The organism is Microbulbifer sp. NBRC 101763, from assembly GCF_040371615.1.
Lineage (GTDB): Bacteria > Pseudomonadota > Gammaproteobacteria > Pseudomonadales > Cellvibrionaceae > Microbulbifer > Microbulbifer variabilis.
In genome coordinates, this window is sequence record NZ_BAABQV010000001.1 from 591805 (window position 1) to 613508 (window position 21704).

Here is a 21704-nt window from a genome sequence, read left to right on the forward strand (position 1 = left end):
CCAGTTTCCAAACCTGCTACTCAGCTTGTATAGCGATATCTAGGGACCTTGGTTAACTAACAACAGCTGCTCTAATTGCCGAGAGAAAGAAGTCTTTTGGATCGAACATCTCTAGGCTGCCGACAATATAGTCGGCACTTCCAAGCGTACTCTCACTTCCTACACCGACAGCAGTCATTCCCTGTGCGGCCTTGATAGCCGTAACACCGGCTGCGGCATCTTCAAAGGCAATGCAGAATTCAGCTTCAACCTGCAGGCCTTGTGCGGCTGCGAGAAAAATTTCCGGAGACGGTTTGGGGGCTGATTGCTCCGGGTCTGCAATGTATGAGAAGAAATCTGATATTCCCAAAGCTTGCAAAACGGCCGGAGCATTTTTACTTGCGGAGGCCAGAGCGATGGGAATTTTTCTCTCGTATAGCCAAGCCAGGAGTTTACCCGCACCTGGCAGAAGATCTTCTGGCGAGAGGCTGCGAATCAATTCCTGATAGCGACTATTTTTACGGGAGGCCAGGGCGAGCTTTGCTTCCTCACTGAAATTACCGCTCTCCCTCCCGAGAATGACTTCCAGAGAGGCCATTCTTTCAAGTCCCTTTAGTTTTTCCTCTGTGTCGTCAGCCCAGGGGCGTTGCAGGGCCTCAGCGAGTTGACGCCAGGCTTGCAAATGTAATCGGGCTGTATCTGCTATTACGCCATCCAGGTCAAAAATTGCCGCACGATAGATCATCAAGATACCTCCTCCATCGCTGCCATTTGGAAAGTTTGCTTTTGTCCGGCTGTGCTCAGCATTACTACCTCTTCGCCGTGATACAGGGTGATTGCCTCTCCGCTTACCAGGGTATAGCTGGCTTGAAGGCGATCGATTTCCAGGGCAAGCGTACGACCGCGGAATTGAAGGCGGAAACGATAGCCGTCCATCCCGTCGGGCACGTAGGGATTAAAGTTCAGTTCGTTGCTGTGCAGGCGCATTCCAGCAAAACCTTGCACCATGCACATCCAGGTACCGCCCATGCATGCGGTATGAATACCATGCTGGGTATTATTGTGATGGTTATCCAGGTCCATACGCGCTACCTGCTGAAAATAGCTGAGAGCTTTTTCCGGATAACCGACTTCGCTGGCAATAATGCTGTGTATACATGCAGACAAGGTGGAGTCGTGGGTGGTGAGAGGCTCGTAAAAATCGAAATCGCGGCGCTTTTGCTCTACTGAAAATTCGGGACTTTGTAATAAAAGCCCAAGCACAACATCTGCCTGCTTACAAACTTGATGCCGATAGATAACCAGCGGGTGATAGTTCAGTAATAAGGGATACTTTTCTTCAGGTGTCTCGGCAAAATTCCATACCGGCTTGTTCAGGAAGCCATCGTCCTGGGGATGGATACCTTCAGATTTGTCATAGGGAAGGTACATGGCCTCGGCTGCGCGGGCCCAGTTTGCAGGTTCTTCCGACTCCAGCTGGATTTTTTTAACCAAAGTTTGGCAGGCTTCCGGGTCGAAAGATTGTAGCCATTGGAAGACCTCTTCCGCATATTCCAGATGCGCACGAGCCATCAGGTTGGTGTAGAAATTGTTATCTACTAACGCGGTGTATTCGTCTGGTCCGGTGACTTCATTGATGCAGAATTGGTTGTTACGACGCGGATTGAAGTGGCCGATCTCCATCCACATCCGCGCGCCTTCAATGACTACTTCCGCACCTTTATCTCGTAGGAAATCAGTATCGCCAGTTACCCGGCAGTAGTTACGTACCGCATAGGCGATATCTGCATTGATATGGTATTGGGCGGTACCGGCGGGATAGTAGGCTGAACACTCTTCGCCACCAATTGTTCGCCATGGGAAGAGGGCACCTTTTTGAATGGCCATCTGCCGCGCGCGGGAACGTGCAGACTCCAGAATTGAGTGCCGGTATTCCAAAAGTCCTTTTGCCAATTGTGGTTGGGTATAAAGGAAAAATGGCAACACATAGATTTCTGTATCCCAGAAATAGTGGCCGTCGTAGCCGTCACCGGATAGGCCTTTCGCAGCAATATTAGTGCGCCCATCCCTACCCAGTGATTGGAATAAGTGAAACAGGTTAAAGCGAATCCCCTGTTGCAAGGCATCGTTGCCGCTGACCTGGATATCCGATTCCCGCCAAAAATTCTTCATTTCCAAGTGTTGAGCTTGAGCATGTTCTGTAAAACTATTACGCGCACAACGTTGAAGGTAGTTTTGTACCTGTGAGGCGGTTAAAGGTGCTTTGTTCTGTTCGGCAAAGTAGGCAACATATTTTGTGAGGCGAATTGGGGTATTCCGGTACGCGCTAAAGCGGTAATCCACCGAGACGCAATCTTCACTGCGGAGATTGCTGGAGGTGAAATCATTATTACTTTCACAGTGGTGTAGTGCCCCACTACAGATAGAGAAGCCGCTGCTTTTAACGAATAATGGCAAAGCGAGATAGTCGCCATCGGCAGTACTTTCAAGCCACTCAATATCTCCACTATCTATAGGTGAGGCTAAGCGGGGATCATCACTGCGATCCGCCTGGGCCAAGTCTCCGTCCAAGCGAGATTGCAAGCGTATTTCGCCATCAAAATCGAGGGGAGTTATTTCCAGGCTGACGATAAGCAGGTGCTTTTCACTCAGGGAGACCAGTCGCTGGGCGGTAAGCTCAATGGTCTTGCCGTGGGGTGAACGCCAAGTCAGCGTTCGTTTGGATATGGCGGTGGAGATATCCAGGTGGCGCTCATAATTGATCAGCTCGCCTTCTGACAAGCTGAAGCGCTCACCGTCAATCCAAATGTGAATCGATTTGCCATCCGGAACTGTCAGCATGCGCTGGTTGTTGCGAGCATAGCCGTAAGCGGATTCGCCGTAGCTGATCGGTTCACTGGCATAGACACCGTTGAGGTAGCAACCATCGGTGAATGGTTCCGGTTCATAGCCCTCTTCAAATGCACCACGCAGACCGATATAGCCGTTACCGAGAGAGAAGAGGGTGGCGTTGAGGCAATAATCCTCGGGTTGGAAGCTATTTTCTACCAGGCTCCAGGGATGAATCTCGTGTTTGACTTGTTGTTCTTGCTTCATACCACATCACAGAATCAGTTATTTAGGTTCCACCCCAAGCGGTTGCTTTTCTTGGGCAGGCAGGTTTCAGTCTATCTCCAATTGATATTATTTTGCAATCGATTGCAATTGTGAAAATGTAAAGGTTATAACCATGAATATCGACTGGATCTCATAAACAGATGTATCCATAAGTGATTGATATTCAAAAATAAAATAGTTTATTAGAGTGATGAACTGATTGGTTTTGTGACTGGATTGGAAGAAAGGTATCCACTTAATATTCCACATTAAATGCAATCGTTTGCATTAAGTGGGTACTTTAAGCAATACTGAGGCCTCAGGCGATGATCACGCAGGTTTCATTAGCCTCACAAAATTAGATCAAAAAATGTACAATAACAGGCTGGTACGGCTTAGCGCCTGAGCCATAGACCGATGAAGAATTTGTTATGAATAATCAGCGCATACTGCTTTCCCTATTCGCCATTTATTTTGTGTTTGCCATTCTGCTAAACAGCGTGGGCACAGTAATCATGCAGGTAATCAATACTTATGGTGTGAGTAAATCTGCCGCCAGTGTATTGGAGGGTTTTAAGGATATCCCTATCGGTGTGGTTTCATTCCTGGTGGCTTCTCAGCTGCCACGCTTGGGATTCAAGAAAGCGATGTTGATAGGTCTGGCGATTGTTGCTGTGGCTTGTACCGCTATGCCGATACTGCCGGGGTTCTGGACAGCCAAACTGCTGTTTCTGTCTGTTGGTGTCGCCTTCGCTTTGGTCAAAGTCGCTGTTTATTCAACCGTTGGTTTGCTTGCGAGAGATCGCAAAGAACATGCGAGCCTGCTAAATACCCTCGAGGGGGTTTTTATGGTGGGTGTGTTGGGGGGCTATTGGCTTTTCAGTGCGTTCATTGATTCCGCCAACCCTGGCTCAACTACCTGGTTAAGCGTCTACTGGGTATTGGCAGCTATTTGTGCTGTCGCCTTCGTCCTGCTGTGGACTACTGAAATGAATGAATCGGGGACTCGTATTGAGGGGGCCAGCCCTCGTCAGGAGTTCCTGGCAATGATCAAGCTAATGGCCAAACCGCTGGTATATATCTATGTGATTTCTGTGTTTATCTATGTGCTGATTGAGCAGGGAATCGGCAGTTGGCTGCCTACATTTAACAATGAGATTCTTAAGCTGCCGGCTGCTATGAGTGTCCAGGCGGCCAGTATTTTCGCAGCAGGCTTGGCGATAGGGCGGCTCGGTGCGGGGGCTATCATGCGGCGTCTGCACTGGTACCCGGTTCTCAATATCTGCCTGTTGGCAATGGCGCTGTTGGTAGTATTAACCTTGCCATTGTCGAGTAATGTCCAGCCAGATCCAGATATCAGCTGGCTCAATGCGCCGATAGCCGCATTTGTCCTCCCATTGATAGGCTTGTTTATGGCCCCCGTATATCCGGCGATCAACTCAGTGATGCTGAGCTCACTGCCCACACACCAACACTCCGCAATGACCGGGTTACTGGTGATTTTCTCTGCATTGGGGGGGACAACGGGCTCACTAATAACAGGAACCGTTTTTGAGGTATTCGATGGCCAGGTGGCTTTCTATCTGTCGCTGGTTCCTATTTCAGTGATTCTTATTAGCTTATTCTTCTTCCGTCGTGCAGTGGAGCGGCAGGTACCTGGTGAGCAGGCGCTACCGGCCAGCCCGGTGACCTGATCGAAATTTGTCCCTGTTTTACAAATATTTACCACACCCCTAAGATGGCGTATTTCCCGTGAACAAGGTGAAGTACGTCATGCCGAAGGATTCCTCCTCTCCCGTATCCATGTCAGATATTGCACGGTTGGCGGGAGTCTCAGAATCCACGGTTTCCCGCGCTCTGAACAATAATCCGCTGATCAACGAAAAGACCCGTGAGCGTATTCAGCAGATTGCGCGGAGCATGAATTACAAGATTAATGAGAGCGCGCGCAACCTGCGTTTGAAGCGTAGCCATACCATTTCAGTGGTGATCAATACCGGTTGCGCGGGTGGCCAGACGTTTTCCGATCCCTTTATGCTGGACATGATTGGTGCCATTGCCGATAAATTGGCACAGTACAAGTACGATTTGCTGTTCTCTAATAGTATTGCCAGCAATGACGATTGGCACTCCTACCTGATGGGTTCTCGTCGTGCCGATGGGGTCATAGTGATTGGCCAGGGCGTGGATGACAACCCGCTGCGGGAGTTACAGAAACTGGGAGATCCCCTAGTGGTTTGGGGGGGCACCACCAAGCCGGGCTCGGAATACTGCATTGTAAGCAGTGACAACCAGATGGGGGGGCACCAGGCAACTAAGCACCTGCTTAGCCTGGGGCGCAGAAAAGTGATCTTCTTGGGCGACACCGCTCACCCGGAAATCAATGGTCGCTACGAGGGGTACCGCACGGCATTGACTGATACTGGGCTGGGTAAAACTGAACGACAGATTCCGGTGTCTTTCTCTAGTGAGAGTGGTTACCAGACAATTATCGATTTGATTGGTCGGGAGGGGCTGACTTTCGATGGGGTATTCGCAGCCAGTGACAGCATCGCCATGGGTGCAATCAAGGGCTTGCAGGCATTGGGCCATAAGGTGCCAGAAGATGTAGCGGTGGTGGGCTTTGATGATATTCCCATCGCGCCTTTCTATACCCCACCTCTCACTACAGTGCGCCAGAATATTCACCGCGCTGGCGAGTTGATGGTTGAGAAGGTTATGCGGCTTGTAGGGGGGCAAAGTGCTGAGCCAGAAGTTTTGCCCACTGAGCTGGTGGTGCGGGCTTCCTGTGGTGCAAACCCCGAATACCAGCCGGTTCAGGAGTTCTTCCAAGAGGGGCATGGTTAAAGTAACCTCTATTCCCTTATCTTTGCCAGTTATTACTCTCTCCTCAGAGGCTTCTCTACTTGGTCCCGCAATTGAGGCTCCGCAGAAACGGTGGAGTCCATTTATCACCTCTTAGGTGGATTCCTATCGTATTTTGGTGCCGTTGGTGTCCGATGCCTACAAGCTGGGCGTGATTACCAGCACCGCTGCTATGGCAGACATTGTACCCTCATAAATATGTTGGGTACTTAACAGTATTCGTTATATTTTCGGCTTATCTATACAAATTGCGGTTGATAAAAACACCTTATAAAAATCCTCAGCAGCATGTAACTCAATGTTTCAATTTCTAGGAAGGACATAGACTCAATTGCAACCTGGATTAGATAAGTAATATGGATGCGGGAATCATCTCCTTGAGCCACACTTTCGAGATAACTTTCCTATCAAGTGGATACTTTGGTAATTAATATGGCGGAAGAAAGAACGCCTCTTACAAAGACCCAATTCTTGGGCCTGACAGCGTTAAGCCTGGCTGTATTTCTAATTGCGAATGATTTCACCGCTTTCTCTGTGGCAATACCCGCCATGGAAAAAGAGTTTAATTCTGATATCACTACGGTCCAGTGGGTAATCAATGGTTATACCCTGGTTTTTGGTGTTCTAATTATTTCCGGTGGTCGTTTGGCAGACATGTTTGGGCGCCGACGAATATTCTTTATAGGCACCGCTATTTTTGTATTTTTCTCCCTTCTGGGCGGACTGGCTGTAGATGTTTGGATGCTATTGATTTCACGAGCATTAATGGGTATCGGCGGAGCAATGATGTGGCCGGCGATACTGGGAATGATTTATGGTTTGATGCCCGAGGATCGCTCAGGTCTTGCTGGTGGCTTGATCATGGCGGTGTGTGGAGCATCAAATGCGATTGGCCCCATGCTGGGGGGGACACTGACAGATTTACTGAGTTGGCGTTGGATCTTCTTTATTAATGTACCTATAGCAATCTTGGCGTGCTTTGTCTGTTGGCGGGTTGTAGCTGATGACAGTCCTGAAGAGGTGCGTGAGCGTATAGATTATGCCGGAGTAACTGCTCTTACAGTTTCCCTATTTGGACTGCTGGTTGCCCTGGATCTCGCTGTGGATTTTGGTTTTAAGAGCCCGTTAATAGTAGCGCTGTTTTCGATATTTTTATTGTTTATGGGCTTGTTTGTGATCATCGAGCGCAACGCTGGTAAGGATGCACTGATTCCTCAGGATGTGGCGAGTAACAGCAAATTCTTTGCTGCCGGTATTGCTACTCTACTGCTTTCAGTGGTCTTCTTTGCTGCACTTTTGTATGTACCGCAATTTTTAACCAAGGTTCGCGGCTACTCGGCAATGGCGTCAGGTATGGGCTTATTGCCGATGATGATCGTATTTGGCCTGGTATCTTACGTTTCAGGAAGTTTGTATGAGCGGTTAGGGGCCAAGGTAATCGTTTCTGCCGGAACGGTGTGTATGTGTGCCGGGATGTTTATGTTGTCACACCTACATGAAGACACCCAATATTCCAGTATGATTCCCGGACTAATGATACTGGGAGCCGGTATAGGGCTCTTTTATTCAACCATTACCACAGCTGCAATTACTGTTGTTGATCCATCCAGGTCAAGCCTGGCCGGGGCGATTCTCTATATGTTCCAAATTGCTGGTGGTGCTCTCGGACTTGGAATGAATACCACTATTGTAGTTATGGCACCGGATTTACCAACAGGTATAGACCGTGCATTTACAGTCAATGCTTACTTGGCTCTTGCGGGATTGATAGTTTGTATTCTGTTTGTGAGTGGTAAAACTATAAAAGTGGAGATAGAGGAGGAAGGCATCCTTTAGCAATAGTAGAACTCCTTCCAAAGCCAACTATTAATTTACTTTTCTATCGGCGGTGTCTAATTGGAAGTCGCTAATAATCGACGTGTATTGAAGTAAAATAACGTGATAGTTTGAATCCTGCCAAAACTATTAATTACCCCTTGGTGAGTGGCAGGCGGCCACCCGCTGTAAGGGTGGCCTTCACGATGATTTATTATTAGTGAAATCTAGTCACTATTGAGATATGTGTAAAGCAGATAATCATGGTACTCCTCATCTGATAATTCGGCATCTTCCTTCAGCTTCTTAATCAGTGCAATTTGTGCTGGATTATCAAAAGTTAAAGGTGCTTTTTTCAAACTTTTGGGTCTTGGCTTAATTCTTCCATCGGACCCCGAAAAATAGTACCAATCATGGGGAATTGCCACTTTTCGGTTATCATTCCCTTCGACTACTCTGGATGTTAATCCTTCGTGGTAGGTAATCATTCTCCCATCCCTCCCCCAGGCGGTCTTCCATGGTGAGAGAGATGGAATGGCTACCAGCCTTTCATCAAAACCGGAGTCTGTTAGCCAGCCTGCAGGATAAGCTATCAATCTTGAATCGCGTCCTTGATCGGATTCCCAGCCGGGAGGTACTACAATCTTGCGGTAATCACTGCCTGCTTTAACATTTTTTCCCCACAGTCTGTTACCGTGTTCATCTACATCCCAATCCCCTGGAATTGCCACGCCGCGACCATCTCCCCCTTCAAAGTACCTCCATTTACTATAAGGATAGGAAATTACCCTTCCATCATCTCCTTCTTGTGTGTAAAAACCGTGGGGATAGGCAACAATTCGGCCATCCGAACCCTCGCGGTGATCCCACTCATGGGGAAAAGTGATCCAACGACCATCGCTGCCTTTCGCTATTCGCCAATCGGCAGGGTAATGGAGTACACGTCCATCCCAGTCATCTTGATGGTCATTATCCAGTGTTTTCCAAAATGGAACATCTTCAGTATTGACATTTACACCCAGATGAACCGGCCCTGGCACTACAGCCTCAAAACCAGACTGAGCATTTACTGTGGAGGTAAAACAAAGGGAAATAAGTATGAGTAAAAGAACTTTTCCATACGGGACTTTAATTTTCATAAAATTGTATTTCTAACCGTAAATTTTTTATTTATTCTTAATGGGGTGAGAATTTAGTCGATAAATAGGGCAGAGAAAGATCACATAAACCTATCATGTAGTTTTTTTGGATAAAAATTCTCCTTGCTAGAGTTCATGAGGTAAAAAATCCACCCTAATATTGCATGCATAAATGCAGCAGGCAATAAGGAGTCGAACAATCGTACTTGTTTTGTGGGTAGAAGGAGAAGAAACACGCTCAAGAATTAATATTTATAATTTTGTATTTTGTCACGAAAGCCACATTTGTTCTTCTTTAGCAGTTTTCCTTTCTGATGTCTAAAAATCTTGATATCTAGGCGTGGGAAGGAAGGTAAATATTTAGGGGGTTAACCCTGCTTTGTATTTTTTAGAATGTTAGAGTTTAGAGGTTCTTTGAAGGCCATTTCTGATAAATGGTTTTTAGAAGTTTATGTTGTTGGTCTTTTGGATGCTGCAACTAGGGAAAATTTCTATTTGTTGTTTAATTTTTCCTTGGGCGAGGAAGTAAGGTATGGTCGTTACGAATTGAAGAAAGGTTGCAGTCCACAACGTCGCATAGTTTTAAATTATTGGGTGGGCAAAACTAATACTTGCAGGGCTTTACTTAGCTACTCTTGCCCCAGATAGAATGCTTTGGCATTCTTCCAAAGTACTTTGCTGGATGCAGCTTCTCCCAATGTATCCTGAATTAATGTAATGTCTCCATACTTGAAGGGTCTTGGAGCTCTGGTGGAGGGGAGGTCAGATCCGAACATCAGGCATTCTGGGTTTGCTTTATATAAATCAGCAATAGCCGAGGCAGGTTGAAAATCCAGGCGTCCAAACCCTGTCGCTTTTACTCTTACTCCTTGCTCAGCAAGCTGTAATACTGATTTGAAACCTGCTTTTCGTAGCCCTAGATGATCGATTGAAACCTTGGGCAGGGCCAGCAAGGTTTGAATGAGTGCATCTAATTGCTGTGAATCTATATATAGCTCGACATGCCATCCAGCAACCTCATAAATTCTTTGGGCAAAGGGTGTAATTTTGGAAATGTCCTCTGAGCCTCCACGCCTTAGGTTAAAGCGTACCGCACGAATACCGGCCTTATTTAAACGAAGAATAGTATTATTGTCTGTACTTGATAGTAATTGAGTTACTCCAACGTAGTTTTTTCCCAATCGTGCCAGAGCATCCAAAAGGTAGGTTTGATCCTGTTTCTGGAATGATCCAGAAACAACTGCACCACCAGCCAGCTCATAATTATCGAGCTTGCTTAGGTAATCAGCAGTAGTGAATGGCTCAGGGGTGAATCCCTGATTTGAATAAAGAGGGAATCCTGGTGCGATAATATGTAGATGACTATCGAAAATTGTAATTCTACCTTGCTTCATATTCCAATCTAATATCTAAGTATTTAGGTGATTTTATAAGTTTAGTCTGCCTACATTTGTAGGTCTTGTCTATATGTAAGTTTGGCCCTCATTTAAAACTCTGAGGGCGCAAGACTAAACACTTCAATAGCTTTGATATTGCTTAGCATTGTTAATCTAGGCAGTCTGGATTTGATGTTTTAAAAATATTGCCTGTCCATAGATTGCTGCCTGTGCAGTTTGTGTCGGAAAGGTCCTGTAAATCAAAGGCATTATTATCTAGTGAGGTGTTCCCAGATATTTGATTGTTGGTGCTATTGAATACAGATATATTTATTCCGGCAACATCTGAGGAACCGCTAGTTCCATTCTTGGTGACGAAATTCTGACTAACAATATTGTTTGATTCACTAGTTATTTCAATTCCATTGCTATAGTTGTTGGTAACAAAATTTTGAGATACTGTTGTGTGATCTGCATTGACTTGAATTCCACTGGCACCATCAATGCTTCCTACAATGTGGTTGAGATTGACTAGAGTGAATTCTCCATTAATTGTTATTCCCTGATCACCAGCTGACTCTATATAATTTTGCAGTATTTTGTTTTTGTCGCCTCTTATATCAATTCCGTCGTCATTGCCAGTATCAATAATATGATTTCTTACAATGGTATTGCTGTCGCTATCAATAACGATGCCTTCCCTAGGGGAACTTAATATTTTGATACCTTCTATTATGTGAAATCCATCACCCTCCAGATTTAAGCCGTCAGGGCAGTTAGTAATTGTCCCCCCGGAGACAAGCCCCGAGAATCCATTAACCAGAATGCCTGCGATACCATGCTGGCTGGCTGTATCACATATAATTTCTCCATCTCCAACCATTTGTAAGTTTCCATTTGGGCCAAAAACAGTTAGTGCGTAGGGCGAATCTTGTGTCAATTCACAAGTAAGCGGCTCAGATAGTACAGTAGTGGAGTTTATAACCTCGCCACATTCCACAGCAAAGACAAATGGCGAAATGGAAAATACAGCAGCTAAAATAGATGATGTCTTACAAGTATCGATTAATGTTGAATGTTTGAATTTCACCTTGATGTCCCTCTCAGAGGTGTAAATGGAAAGAAGTACTTGAGTGTCAATTTTGTCTTACATCATAGTTGAGCTGCTATTTTTCTTTAAATATCTATTCGATATAGTTTGAGTTTTATATATTCCCATACAGTTATCGTCTAAATATTTTTTCTGGAGAGTGGTCGTTTGGCACTGTAAATTGGATCTATGATTGAGATGGTAGCGGTAGAGTCATATTTGCAAGTGAGCCCTTATGTGTCGCTGTCGGGAAATACCTTTATAGTGAAATTCTTTATGAAAATTATTTTTTAAGATAATGATGAAATTGTGGTGTTTGAACGACTGATGCTGATTTTTGTTAAAAGCACGTATTGACTTTAAAGGATCATTGCTTTGCCTCCGCAGTTTCTATAGGTGATTCTTAAGTTAGCCAAAAAAACTGGTACTTTAGAGTGTCATGTTGTTCGGTCTAGGCCACTTGAGATGGTATTTATTTATGTTGTTGGTCCGAATGGATAAACAATTATTGTTTTAGGTTTCAGCTAAGAATTACCCTGGTCAAAAGGCTATTTTGATCGCGTGGGTATCTTTTATCTGGTTAGCTCTCCGTTTTATCCTATAAATATAATTTTGAGTCCTCGTGGTTATACTGTTGTCTTTAGCCAGGTTGTATTGTTTCGATTCTCAAAAATGTAAAAATTGAAAGGCTGGATTTTTACCTAGTCTGAATCAAGTTAAGAGCGCAAAAGAAGTAATATGGGCTTGCTTAAAATTATACTGCCGTTTACAGCTACATTCTGGGTGGCGTGAATTGTGATTGCTTTACCTGCGATAGATGTAGATAATTGGTAGGAAATGGATGTACTCGTTGAGCAAAATGCTAATTGCCCCCCTGATCGGAAGGTCCAGCCAATCAGGGGATATAGCTAGTCTTTATATCGATTGAATCGCTCGTATTCGGTCTTTGTGAGCGCGTATTGATACAGAGATTTCAGGGGCAAAAATTTCCCATGAATGAATTACGCCAGGGTGAACATGTAATTCTGTGCTGACCCCTGCATTACCTAGAAGTCCAGCATACTGAATATCTTCATCTCGAAAAATATCCAGCTCTCCAACATCGATATAGGCTGGCGGTAAGTTGGTGGCATCCTTTAAGCGTGCAGCTGCAGCATAAGGACTCACTTTGTTGGAACCAATGTCTTTGCCAAGGTAGGCTTGCCAGGCAGTAAGGTTGTCGTCAAAGGTCCAAAGCACAAAGGGAGCCAGACTGGGGTTTGATGTTGTGGTTCGATCATCTAGCATGGGGTAGATAAGGATTTGTTTCGAGATGGCAGGTCCACCGCGATCTCTACTCATAATGGCTAGTGCTGCTGCCAACCCACCACCCGCACTATCTCCCATCACCGCGATTCTAGTGGAATCGACCCCCATTGATTCAGCGTGCTTAACCAACCAGCTGAGCGCGGTGTAACAGTCTTCAATAGGTGTGGGGTAGGGGTGCTCGGGTGCTTTGCGGTAGTCGACGGAGAGGAATGGCACTCCACTATCAGAAACATACTTGGCAACGGCTTTATCGTATATTTCCACATCATTGTAAATTAAGCCGCCCCCATGGATATAGAGGATTGCAGGGCCTGGAGTGGAATCTCTTTTGTGATACCAGCGTAGCAGGAGGCTTGATTCATTTGAGGCCTTGACTAGAAAATCATCTTTTAACACGTCATTGGGCATTGGATAGGTATTAAATACCATTCTTAAAACCCCTTCACCGATTTCCCGCCTTGTAATGACATCTCCTGGAGGAATCGGCTCAATTGAGTCTATCAGATCTTGGTATTTTGCAGTCGCCTGAACGAATTCCGGATCAAATGTAAAAGCCATGATCGTTATCCTTATATTTAATCTGATGAAGTATAGATAACTCTAAGCAATTGATGAGCTTTAAGCCGAGCTTGGTATGCAAGTGGTAACCACATAAGATTGACTTGATTACGATCAAGGATTTAGCGGGTTTTGGATTGCCGATCGGGATAAGTATTTCGGCTTTGTTTATATAGAGAAAGAGATCGCGCAGGCACTTAAGTGTTCGGGTTTATTAGCTTATTGAGGTGTAAGAGATTGAGAGTTGCTTCAAGAATCTGGAAAGTATTATAGCCATAGCTGGAAGGTGGTGATGCTGTTGCTTATTCGACTGTGAATATCAACATTATTGGAGTGGAAGATCTTTTGCCCGAAATGATACTTGCCTACTGTAAGCAATCGCCACTGTCATCACATTACAAAAATGTTTCATTTGCGTATGTCTCTTTGCTAGAATCCGCGCCGACTTAAGATACAGCGATTTCATGGAGGATTTTGAATGAAAACCGTCGCTACATTTTGTGCAGCAATTCTGGCTGTTGCTACCGTAATTCCTACCCAGGCAAGTGCCACCTTTGAGCTTCCAAATTTTAGCCAATGCGCAAAGGTTGCAACTCAAAGTAATACTAACGATCGTGAGGTATACCGGTTTTTTTCTGATTTCTATTATGAAATAGAAGATAAAAGAGAGTATGCGATTACTGCCGTGAGGGAGTGGGCTGAGGCTTATGCTCCTGGCTGCCTGGGATCAGCTACTCCGGTTACCCTTGAGGAAATCCAGTGTGACAACTTTGTTGGCGGCGCACCGGTGTGTCGTATAGAGAGTGACACAGGAGACTATGTGATATCGAAAGATTATGTAGACTCCACTAATGTAGTGCTCTCCAAACATGACGAGCAAAATTGGCCGCAAATCCATGCTTCCAAGGATATGGATATGCTATGGATAGCAAAGCCAGAGCTGTGTTATTCAGAGCTTTTAGAATCTGGAGGTGATTCACAAGCCTATTATCTGGATGCATATAATTACCGTTACTTTGGTGATTACCGCTATGTCTTAGCCCGAACAACTCGCGATTTGGTTCAAAACATAGCAGCTCAGCCTGGCCAGTGTATGTACGACACTGTGGGTGTTGAAGCCTATAAGATGGAGTGTTCAGAGACTTCCAAAGGCACCAAAGTGTGTGCTTCAAGGCATACCAACGGCGGTTTCTTTGTCTTTGTAAGTGATGACAACCATGGAATGCATGTTATTTTCAATCGCTGGGACTAGCATCAGGCTATGACTTTAAAAGGCTTCCCTTGCCAGGGGAGCCTTAATTTTATATCTGCCAAACTCTTTTCTTATCTCCTGTTTACCGCGCGCTTCATATCCCTTAGGTAACTAGAATGGTGTTAGTCCCGCCTTGATTGCGTTAAGCGAAGGGACTTGCTTCTTTTCCAATCTGCTGATAATTTAAAAATGTGATCACATTTTTAATACACCCAAAAAATGTGACTAGAGTCATGTTTATGGGGAGGAATAGTAAGAAGGCAAAGGAATACGACTGATGCTCGATGGGATTATAAAAGCCTCTGCGGAACATAGTGTTAAGGTTGCCAGCTTGGTGGCTAAGCTGTTGCAGGCTCTTGTAGGTCATAAGCGGGAGATTGACTTAGAGCAGTTAACGGCTGTTTCCAAGAGCCTCCTGTCTGAAGGTAGTGGCTTCCATGTTTTCCTATATCTGGTTGAAGGTATTGAGGTTGGGGTAATTACTGTGTCACAGTCTGCAGCTATTTATGCTGGTGGGCACTATGGTGTGATTGAAGAGCTTTATGTTGAACCTGAATACCGCTCTAGATTGATCGGCAAGGCTTTGCTCAACAGGGTTGTGAGCTTTGCCAGGGAGCAGGAGTGGCCGCGACTGGAGGTAAGTACACCAGAGAAAGAGCACTGGCAGAGGACGATAGATTTTTACCGAAGAGAAGGGTTTGTCGATAATTCCATCGGGGAAAGACTGAAACTAAATTTGTGAAGTAAGAAAAACTCAGGGCCTGTGCTGGATAATCATCTGTTTATCTTCTTTCTGTTTATTGCTATTAAGTGTTGGCCTACAAAGTGAGGTCCTCTATTGCTATATTGAAGATCTTGCCGTTGTAATTTGACTTTTTGACGTAGAGGTTCGCATTGGTAGTTTTCTTTGGGGGAGCCTGAAATATGGTTTTGGAGCTATAGTATTCAAAAAAGCAGAGGTCAATAGAGTAAAATTTCAGGCTATAGCTAGAGTCAGGCTTTCTACTTGATTCATGCTGCCTTGCCCAATCAACTGAAAATGAATTTCTATCTGTTGTCAGCTTTGCGATCCGTGGAATAGTTACCGCAAAATTTATATATAACTACCTGTAAATTGTAAGTGGTATAAAGGAAGGAAACTGCCAGCATAACTTTTAGACGGCGAGTCGTTTTTGTTGTCGTTCTAAAATATATTTTTTCTGGATGAATGGCTGAGTGAAGCTGAATAGTGCAGATGGAGCTAATGTCTATGATAGAGGTATAGCGGGCCGTTGAGCTTTCGAGTTAGCAATAAGCTAATCGGCAAATAGGGTATCAGGTACATTGCCTGAAATTTCTGTCAATAAAAATTAACACATAAATTTCCACTTTTTCCAAGCCTCTTTTTAGATTCTCGGCACATCTATTACTCACAAAGTTTGTGGTGAATAAAATTTCTCTTGATGGTTGTATCTTTGTTTGAGGTTGCTTTGTAGAAATGAAGGCTTGATAAGGTTTTAAAATCGTCAGGGGCTCTATTCAAGGATCATGCTATTTTTGTAATGACACAGAAATCAACGTCGAGATTCCTGTTTGAGCTTCCTGGTGCTTCAAATTTATTTCTTTTTGGGTGGCGGATAATTCCTTTAATAGTTTGTTTGTGTAAGTCTTGCGGGTGAGTTGCTTTTCTTCAAATTTACGAAAGTTATGATGTTATAAGCAATGGTTGCTCTTTAAAATCTTTAGATAAATGGTATTTTATTGGATATCTATTGAGGACCGATCTCTTTAATGGAGTTGTTTTCAATATTCATTTGCATGACTGTATAGTTCATTTTTAATTAATTTTTAACTTTCTCTTTTGGTGGTTTCTGTCACAGTTCCAGTCTTGATTTTTCCAGTTTAATATATTTAACTGCTTCGCTATTGTGTTTGGCAGAATAATATTTTTGTAAATATTTCTTGATTGAGTAATAAGAAATATAAAATTATCTCTCGCTGTCTGAGATCTAATTTTTTCGTTAACTGGTTCAAATAGTCCATTAAACATTGGGTCAGAAAGGCAGTCGGCCGTTTATTCAGGGAAAGTAATGAAACGTCGCGATCTTTTGAAAGCTGCAGGGGCTATCTCTGCATTACCACTTGCTGGTATGTCCTCAATGACAGCTCAGGCACGTAGCAAGATAACTGATACCGATTTTCCAGAATCCATTATGTATGGCAGCCTGGAGGATTCATCTGGACATTTATCGGTAATCCAGGGGAATTTGCCAGATGATGTTACGGGTCATTTATTGATGGCTGAGGGAATCCCCATCGCTCCTAATCACCTGACACCAAACGGAAAAGGAGCGCTTACACGACTGGATTTTAGCGGCCGAAGTAACAACTCCAATGTTGCTTATACCCGAAAAATGATTCGAACTGCTTCTGCCATTATGCAAGAGCAGGATCTTAGTGGCTTTGACAAATTTAACCTCTTGGGTGGAACTATTTATTCCAGTCCAAATCTGGGCTTCATGAATTATTGCAATACGGCTCCCAATTATATGGGGGATAATCGCTTTGCGATGAGTTATGAGGGCGGTATGCCGTACGAGTTTGACGCAACCACTCTGGAGATGATCACGCCTATTGGTGAAGTGGATGAGTGGGAATCCAGCCTGCCTCCACTACTTGAGAATCTCACACCTAAAAAGTGGCTGTTTCCCCAGATTCGTACGACAGGACACCCTTTCTTCGACTTGGAAACCGGAGAGTGCATCACTATTAATTATGGTGGCAATATGGGTGACTCAGGTCGCTCTGGGTTTATCCGGCTGATTTCCTGGGATCAGCAGGGAGCTTTCAAAAGCTGGAATATTCGTGATCGCCAAGGGAATAATGCTTATATTGCTGCCAGCTCACACTCCCTGGGGGTAACACGCAATCACGTCGTGATTTTTGAGACAGCCGCAAGGGTTGAGTCCACACGAATACTTGGCACACGAATTGTACTGCCGCAAGAGCATCGCACGCGCTGCTGGGTGTTGCGCAAAGCGGATATGATAGCTGGCCGTGAGGATATAGTTGCCGACTACTTGGAATTGGGTTTCGATACTTCCGATATTGTTTGTAACTACGATGATAGCGCTGGTGAAATTACCCTCTATGGCCAGTACATGGGGGCTATGGATAAGTCAGAGCAACTGTTCCGCTACGAGATTTTGCAGGAGGGTGGTTTGGTACCCTCTTGGCTATCTGGTTATCCTGCCGCACCGGTAGATGTTGGTGGGCTTGTCCGTGCTCGTATTCAGGTGACTTCCGGTTCTGCGAGGGAGATTAAAGAAGACTATCAGGTTATACGTGATGAGCGTCTTCTGTGGGATATGAATGACCCTGCTTACAGAGGCCACTTCCAGTTCCCCGAAACTTTTGAACACCTGTATTGGGCAGCAGTTGGCTATCGTCCCAATCTGGTTTCTATGCGTGTGTCCTGGGCCTACCGGAACTATCCAGAGCGCCACTTTGGTTACTGGGATATGCCTGGGGAAAGTCGGCCTTCAGCACTGGTTCATATGGATTGCAAGCAAATGCGTATTGCTGATGCTTATCAGTTCCCGGATGACTGTGTGATGCGCACGCCTCAATTTATGGCCAGACCCGGCTCCACGGCACAGAATGACGGTTACCTGATTGCTGCTGTGGTCAGGAAAAATCCCACCACTTCAGCTTCCAATGGCAAGGAATTCTGGATTTTTGATGCGGCTGCTTTAAGCCGTGGGCCACTTTGTATTCTTGCCAGTACTTCACTGGAGTTTGCCACCACCAACCATGCCCTGTGGGTACCCTCAATAGGGAGACGTCCCATTGCAGCTTACCGCTCAGGTTATGGAGACTTCCTTCGCGGTAAAGCTCCAGATCATAGCGGTAATGTACAAGACATTATTAACCGGGAGCTGCTGCCCCGATTCGGTTAATTCACTCATCCAATTGAAATGCAATCACAAGGAAACAAAGGCATGTACCATTTACTTTCTTCCGGGCGATGTCGTTTGTTGCGCGGGGCCACCAACTTACTGTGTGCGGCAGGTCTGTTTATTGCTGCAGGGGCTTCAGCAGCACAATTGCCACCACCCATTGAGGTTCCTGAGGTAATTAAGAATTACCAGGGTACCCAGGACTGTTTTCCAGGCGTTATCTATGATCCCTCATCGGTAGCAGAGGTTCAGGATATTGTACGCAATGCCGCTGCGCAGGGGCGTAAGGTAATGGCGGGTACTCGCCGATTTAACAGCCAGATTGATGCTGCCTGTGCAGGAAATGGTGAAGTTCAGGTCACCTTAAAAAATATGGATCAGGTGATTAGCCTGGATAAGGAAAACCGCCTGGTGACCGTTCAGGCAGGAATGCGCTTTAACGACCTGACGGCCTACCTGCGAGAGCATGAGCTTAGCGTTCCTATGGTGACAGAACTAGCCATATTTACAATTGGCGGCATGCTCGGTAGCGGCACTCACGGTTCAACTTTTACACAAAAAAGCAACATGATCTCAGACTATGTCACTGAGCTAAAAATTGTCGATGGCAAGGGAGATCTGCGTGTATTGAGTGGGGAGATGCTCAACGCCGCCCGAGTAAACCTGGGAGTCCTCGGCATAGTGGTGGAAGTCACTATTGAGGCTGAACCCGGTTATAAAGTTCAGGCCAAGGTGAAAGGGCACCGGGATGATGAAGACCTTGAGAGCGTAATACTGGATCTGGCCCGGGATAATCACTCAGCCAATGTTGCCTGGTTCCCCGGACTCGGTCGTTATACGGTAACCACCTATAATAAAGTTCCCCTGGATACCAAAGGCAATGCCTATAATGCCCAGGCGGATGTCTCTGATTTCTCTGAATACCTTTTCGGTCTTATTTTTGACAGCTTACATGAAGCTGACAGCTCTGCCTTGCAGTGCTTTGCAGCGTCCTTGCGTTATACCGCACGCTCCAGTTCTTATTTCAGGGATGTAGATAGCGGCTTTAAGAAGTTTATTAAGCCGACTGGTCATGCGGATCTGATGCAGCACTTTGTTTGTAAGGAGCCTAACAACTGCGTATGGGATAAGCTACCGATTGCCCTGCAGGAAGTTGCCATTCCCTTTGAAGAGCTGCCTAACTGGATTGCGGATGTACGTCAGATTATTGCACACAGTGAGCGAACCTGCTTCCCGTTGAATGGTATCTATTTCCGTTTTGGCAAGGCTTCTGATAGCTACCTGGGCATGAGCGCCGGCCGCGATACTGCGTTTGTGGGTATTGAATATACCTTGCGCCAGCGTGGCGAAGCAGTGCCCAAGAACTACTTCGTAAACCTGGAAATTGAGCAGATGTCTCTGCGCAAGTATGGAGCCAGACCCCATTGGGGTAAGAACTCGGTGGCGATCTTCGAAAATATGCCGTCGCGTTTCCCCAAGTGGTCTCAGTTCCTCGATGCCAAGGCTGAACTGGATCCAAACAACGTATTTACTAATCCCTTCTGGGAGAGGGTGAGTGGGCAAGATCCTTTGGAAAATTACCTGACCCCGGAATGTAATGCGGAAGGCCAATGTTATTGCACGAATGACTCTCATTGTGAGTCAGGCGCAACCTGCCAGGCGGGCAACTGGTATTCTGATGCCCGTATCTGTAAGGCCGAGTAGCCGCTGATACTAAGGCTGTATTAATTGCTAAGGGGGAGCATTTAATGCTCCCCCTTTCTTTAATCATCCAAATCGACTAACGATTATTCTTCCCTGGCTATATGTTCTTTTATGAGCTGGCTAAATTGCTCCGGATTTTCCAGCGGTAGCATATGATTTTCTGAAAGAACTTCAATTAGCTTGGCGCTGGAGATGTGGATGGCTGCAGATTTAGATACTATTCGAAAAAGAGACCTGGTATCGCTGCCAAAGGCAATAGTGGTTGGAATCTGGATTCTCGAAAGGTGGGTTTTATCCAGAGAGGGCTGTTCAGATTGATTCAATTGTAGGGGTAGGGTATGGGTATTTTCCAGTTGTTGGCTGCGGTGATTTTGCGACTGGGAAGAAAAATACCCGACCTTATTACCGGACCCGTCAATTAGGGACTCTACTGCCACTGCGAGATTCCCATCAGAAACGGCCTGGAACACCTTGCCAAACATGGCCTCGGCATCCTGCATATACTTAGCCATCTCTTCATTATCCAGGTGTCCCGGATATCCTGGTTCATAGAGAAATAGGCTTTTAAACAGGGTAGGAGACTTAATTGCAGCATTCAAGGCCACATCGGCTCCATAAGACCAGGCTGCAAGATGCACGGGCTTACTGGTCTTCTCCTTAATAAATGAATTAAGATCCTCGGCATGGGTATCAATTCCAAAGTTGCCATTTGAATCTTGTCCATTTATACCAAAATGTCTCTGGGTAAAATTAACCGCAGTGAATTCTTTGGATAGGAGCTGGATGTGCGGTTCCCACATCCTCTCATCTGCAAGGGCGCCATGAAGGAGTATCAAGGTGTCTTTAGGTTTTTTCTGGGATTGATCCATTTTTTGAGTATTGTTATTGGTTTCTGAATTGTTTGTCATGACATTTAGGGCATCGATAGACCTTGGGGCTTCTTATATTTCGAGGCAACTTATTTTTTGTAAAGCTTGATTAGCATTAGGAACCCGATAGCTGCTAAGTTTACCCCAATACCCCAAGGCCTATCACTGAAAATAGCCATGGAATAATTGGCTCCCAGGCTGAAAAAGTAATTACCTCCGTGTGAGGAGTACATGAAAGCAAGGGATATTCCTGTTCCAATTTTATACATCAAGATTGGTGAGGAAAGCCATGGAACCTGGAGGAGAAAAGCGCGTGAAAGCTGTTTGGTATTTGAAGCGGATTTAGAAAATTGCAGTCCGGCATAGAGTGTATATATAAAGACAGTTAGGGCCAGGCCATTCACAATAGCCCCACCTATAGTCCAGCTACTGAAAGCAAAGAAATAATTCAGGGCTGAGACACAGCCCATAAAACCACCTCCGATAGAGGCAATGAGTAACGTCGATCTAATAAAAGTTTGCACTTGTCTTATCCTGCGGGTTTTATAAAAGGTGTAGTTTTCTAGTCGTAGGTATTTTTGCTATTTAAATTTTCACATGTTTATATCCCGCTGGGTTTGGGCAGTAAGTGAATGAGCGGATTTTTAGGTCGCTACAAATGGTGGGTGCCGGGGTATGATTCGACTTAGGTGTTTACTTGAGGGGAGCGCCTGGT

General features: G+C 45.2%; 15 protein-coding genes. 7 read left to right on the forward strand and 8 right to left on the reverse strand.

Translation table 11 applies throughout. The features are described 5' to 3' along the window. Positions 1–52: 52 nt before the first annotated feature. Together pgmB and ABWV76_RS02795 are read right to left on the reverse strand one after the other, a co-directional pair. Positions 53–724: a beta-phosphoglucomutase gene (gene pgmB / locus ABWV76_RS02790; protein ID WP_353375159.1), complete on the reverse strand. Its 672-nt coding sequence runs from the start codon at positions 722–724 to the stop codon at positions 53–55. Then, the gene (locus ABWV76_RS02795) at positions 724–3075 is read right to left on the reverse strand and encodes a glycoside hydrolase family 65 protein (RefSeq protein WP_353375160.1); all 2352 of its coding nucleotides are present in this window, start codon (positions 3073–3075) and stop codon (positions 724–726) included. The genes pgmB and ABWV76_RS02795 overlap by 1 nt, the downstream gene beginning before the upstream one ends. Before the next feature lie 431 nt (positions 3076–3506). Between ABWV76_RS02795 and ABWV76_RS02800 the strand changes: the two genes are divergently transcribed. From ABWV76_RS02800 to ABWV76_RS02810, 3 genes are all read left to right on the forward strand, one after another. Beyond that, entirely contained in the window at positions 3507–4769 is a 1263-nt protein-coding gene (locus ABWV76_RS02800) for an MFS transporter (RefSeq protein WP_020414974.1), read from the forward strand. A gap of 79 nt (positions 4770–4848) precedes the next feature. After that, positions 4849–5922: a LacI family DNA-binding transcriptional regulator gene (locus ABWV76_RS02805; protein ID WP_020414975.1), complete on the forward strand. Its 1074-nt coding sequence runs from the start codon at positions 4849–4851 to the stop codon at positions 5920–5922. A gap of 450 nt (positions 5923–6372) precedes the next feature. Next, a complete protein-coding gene (locus tag ABWV76_RS02810) occupies positions 6373–7776 on the forward strand; it encodes an MFS transporter (protein WP_353375161.1) in 1404 nt (467 codons plus the stop codon). 206 nt (positions 7777–7982) lie between these two features. On the opposite strand, the gene ABWV76_RS02815 is transcribed toward ABWV76_RS02810, so the two are convergent. The 4 genes from ABWV76_RS02815 to ABWV76_RS02830 all read right to left on the reverse strand — a co-directional run bounded on the left by ABWV76_RS02815 (position 7983) and on the right by ABWV76_RS02830 (position 13226). Further along, positions 7983–8894 carry a hypothetical protein gene (locus tag ABWV76_RS02815; protein ID WP_353375162.1) on the reverse strand — a complete coding sequence of 304 codons (912 nt, stop codon included), beginning with the start codon at positions 8892–8894 and terminating at the stop codon, positions 7983–7985. Positions 8895–9523: 629 nt separating this feature from the next. Next, the gene (locus ABWV76_RS02820) at positions 9524–10288 is read right to left on the reverse strand and encodes an amidohydrolase family protein (RefSeq protein WP_020414979.1); all 765 of its coding nucleotides are present in this window, start codon (positions 10286–10288) and stop codon (positions 9524–9526) included. Between the two features lie 151 nt (positions 10289–10439). Then, positions 10440–11360: a right-handed parallel beta-helix repeat-containing protein gene (locus ABWV76_RS02825; protein WP_353375163.1), complete on the reverse strand. Its 921-nt coding sequence runs from the start codon at positions 11358–11360 to the stop codon at positions 10440–10442. A gap of 915 nt (positions 11361–12275) precedes the next feature. Beyond that, positions 12276–13226, reverse strand: coding sequence for an alpha/beta hydrolase (locus ABWV76_RS02830; RefSeq protein ID WP_020414981.1), 951 nt, complete (start codon positions 13224–13226; stop codon positions 12276–12278). Positions 13227–13704: 478 nt separating this feature from the next. On the opposite strand from ABWV76_RS02830, the gene ABWV76_RS02835 reads away from it, so the two are divergent. The 4 genes from ABWV76_RS02835 to ABWV76_RS02850 all read left to right on the forward strand — a co-directional run bounded on the left by ABWV76_RS02835 (position 13705) and on the right by ABWV76_RS02850 (position 20120). Beyond that, positions 13705–14478: a hypothetical protein gene (locus ABWV76_RS02835; RefSeq protein WP_353375164.1), complete on the forward strand. Its 774-nt coding sequence runs from the start codon at positions 13705–13707 to the stop codon at positions 14476–14478. Positions 14479–14755: 277 nt separating this feature from the next. Then, positions 14756–15220, forward strand: coding sequence for a GNAT family N-acetyltransferase (locus ABWV76_RS02840; RefSeq protein WP_020414983.1), 465 nt, complete (start codon positions 14756–14758; stop codon positions 15218–15220). 1327 nt (positions 15221–16547) lie between these two features. Further along, the gene (locus ABWV76_RS02845) at positions 16548–18416 is read left to right on the forward strand and encodes a carotenoid oxygenase family protein (RefSeq protein ID WP_353375165.1); all 1869 of its coding nucleotides are present in this window, start codon (positions 16548–16550) and stop codon (positions 18414–18416) included. Positions 18417–18458: 42 nt separating this feature from the next. Next, positions 18459–20120 (forward strand): D-arabinono-1,4-lactone oxidase, encoded by a 1662-nt coding sequence (locus ABWV76_RS02850; RefSeq protein ID WP_282950944.1) that lies wholly within the window; start codon positions 18459–18461, stop codon positions 20118–20120. Between the two features lie 83 nt (positions 20121–20203). Here the strand turns inward: ABWV76_RS02850 and ABWV76_RS02855 are convergent, their stop codons facing one another. After that, the gene (locus ABWV76_RS02855; protein WP_353375166.1) at positions 20204–21028 is read right to left on the reverse strand and encodes an alpha/beta fold hydrolase; all 825 of its coding nucleotides are present in this window, start codon (positions 21026–21028) and stop codon (positions 20204–20206) included. 50 nt (positions 21029–21078) lie between these two features. Then, the gene (locus ABWV76_RS02860; protein ID WP_282950943.1) at positions 21079–21513 is read right to left on the reverse strand and encodes a hypothetical protein; all 435 of its coding nucleotides are present in this window, start codon (positions 21511–21513) and stop codon (positions 21079–21081) included. Between the last annotated feature and the right edge of the window lie 191 nt (positions 21514–21704).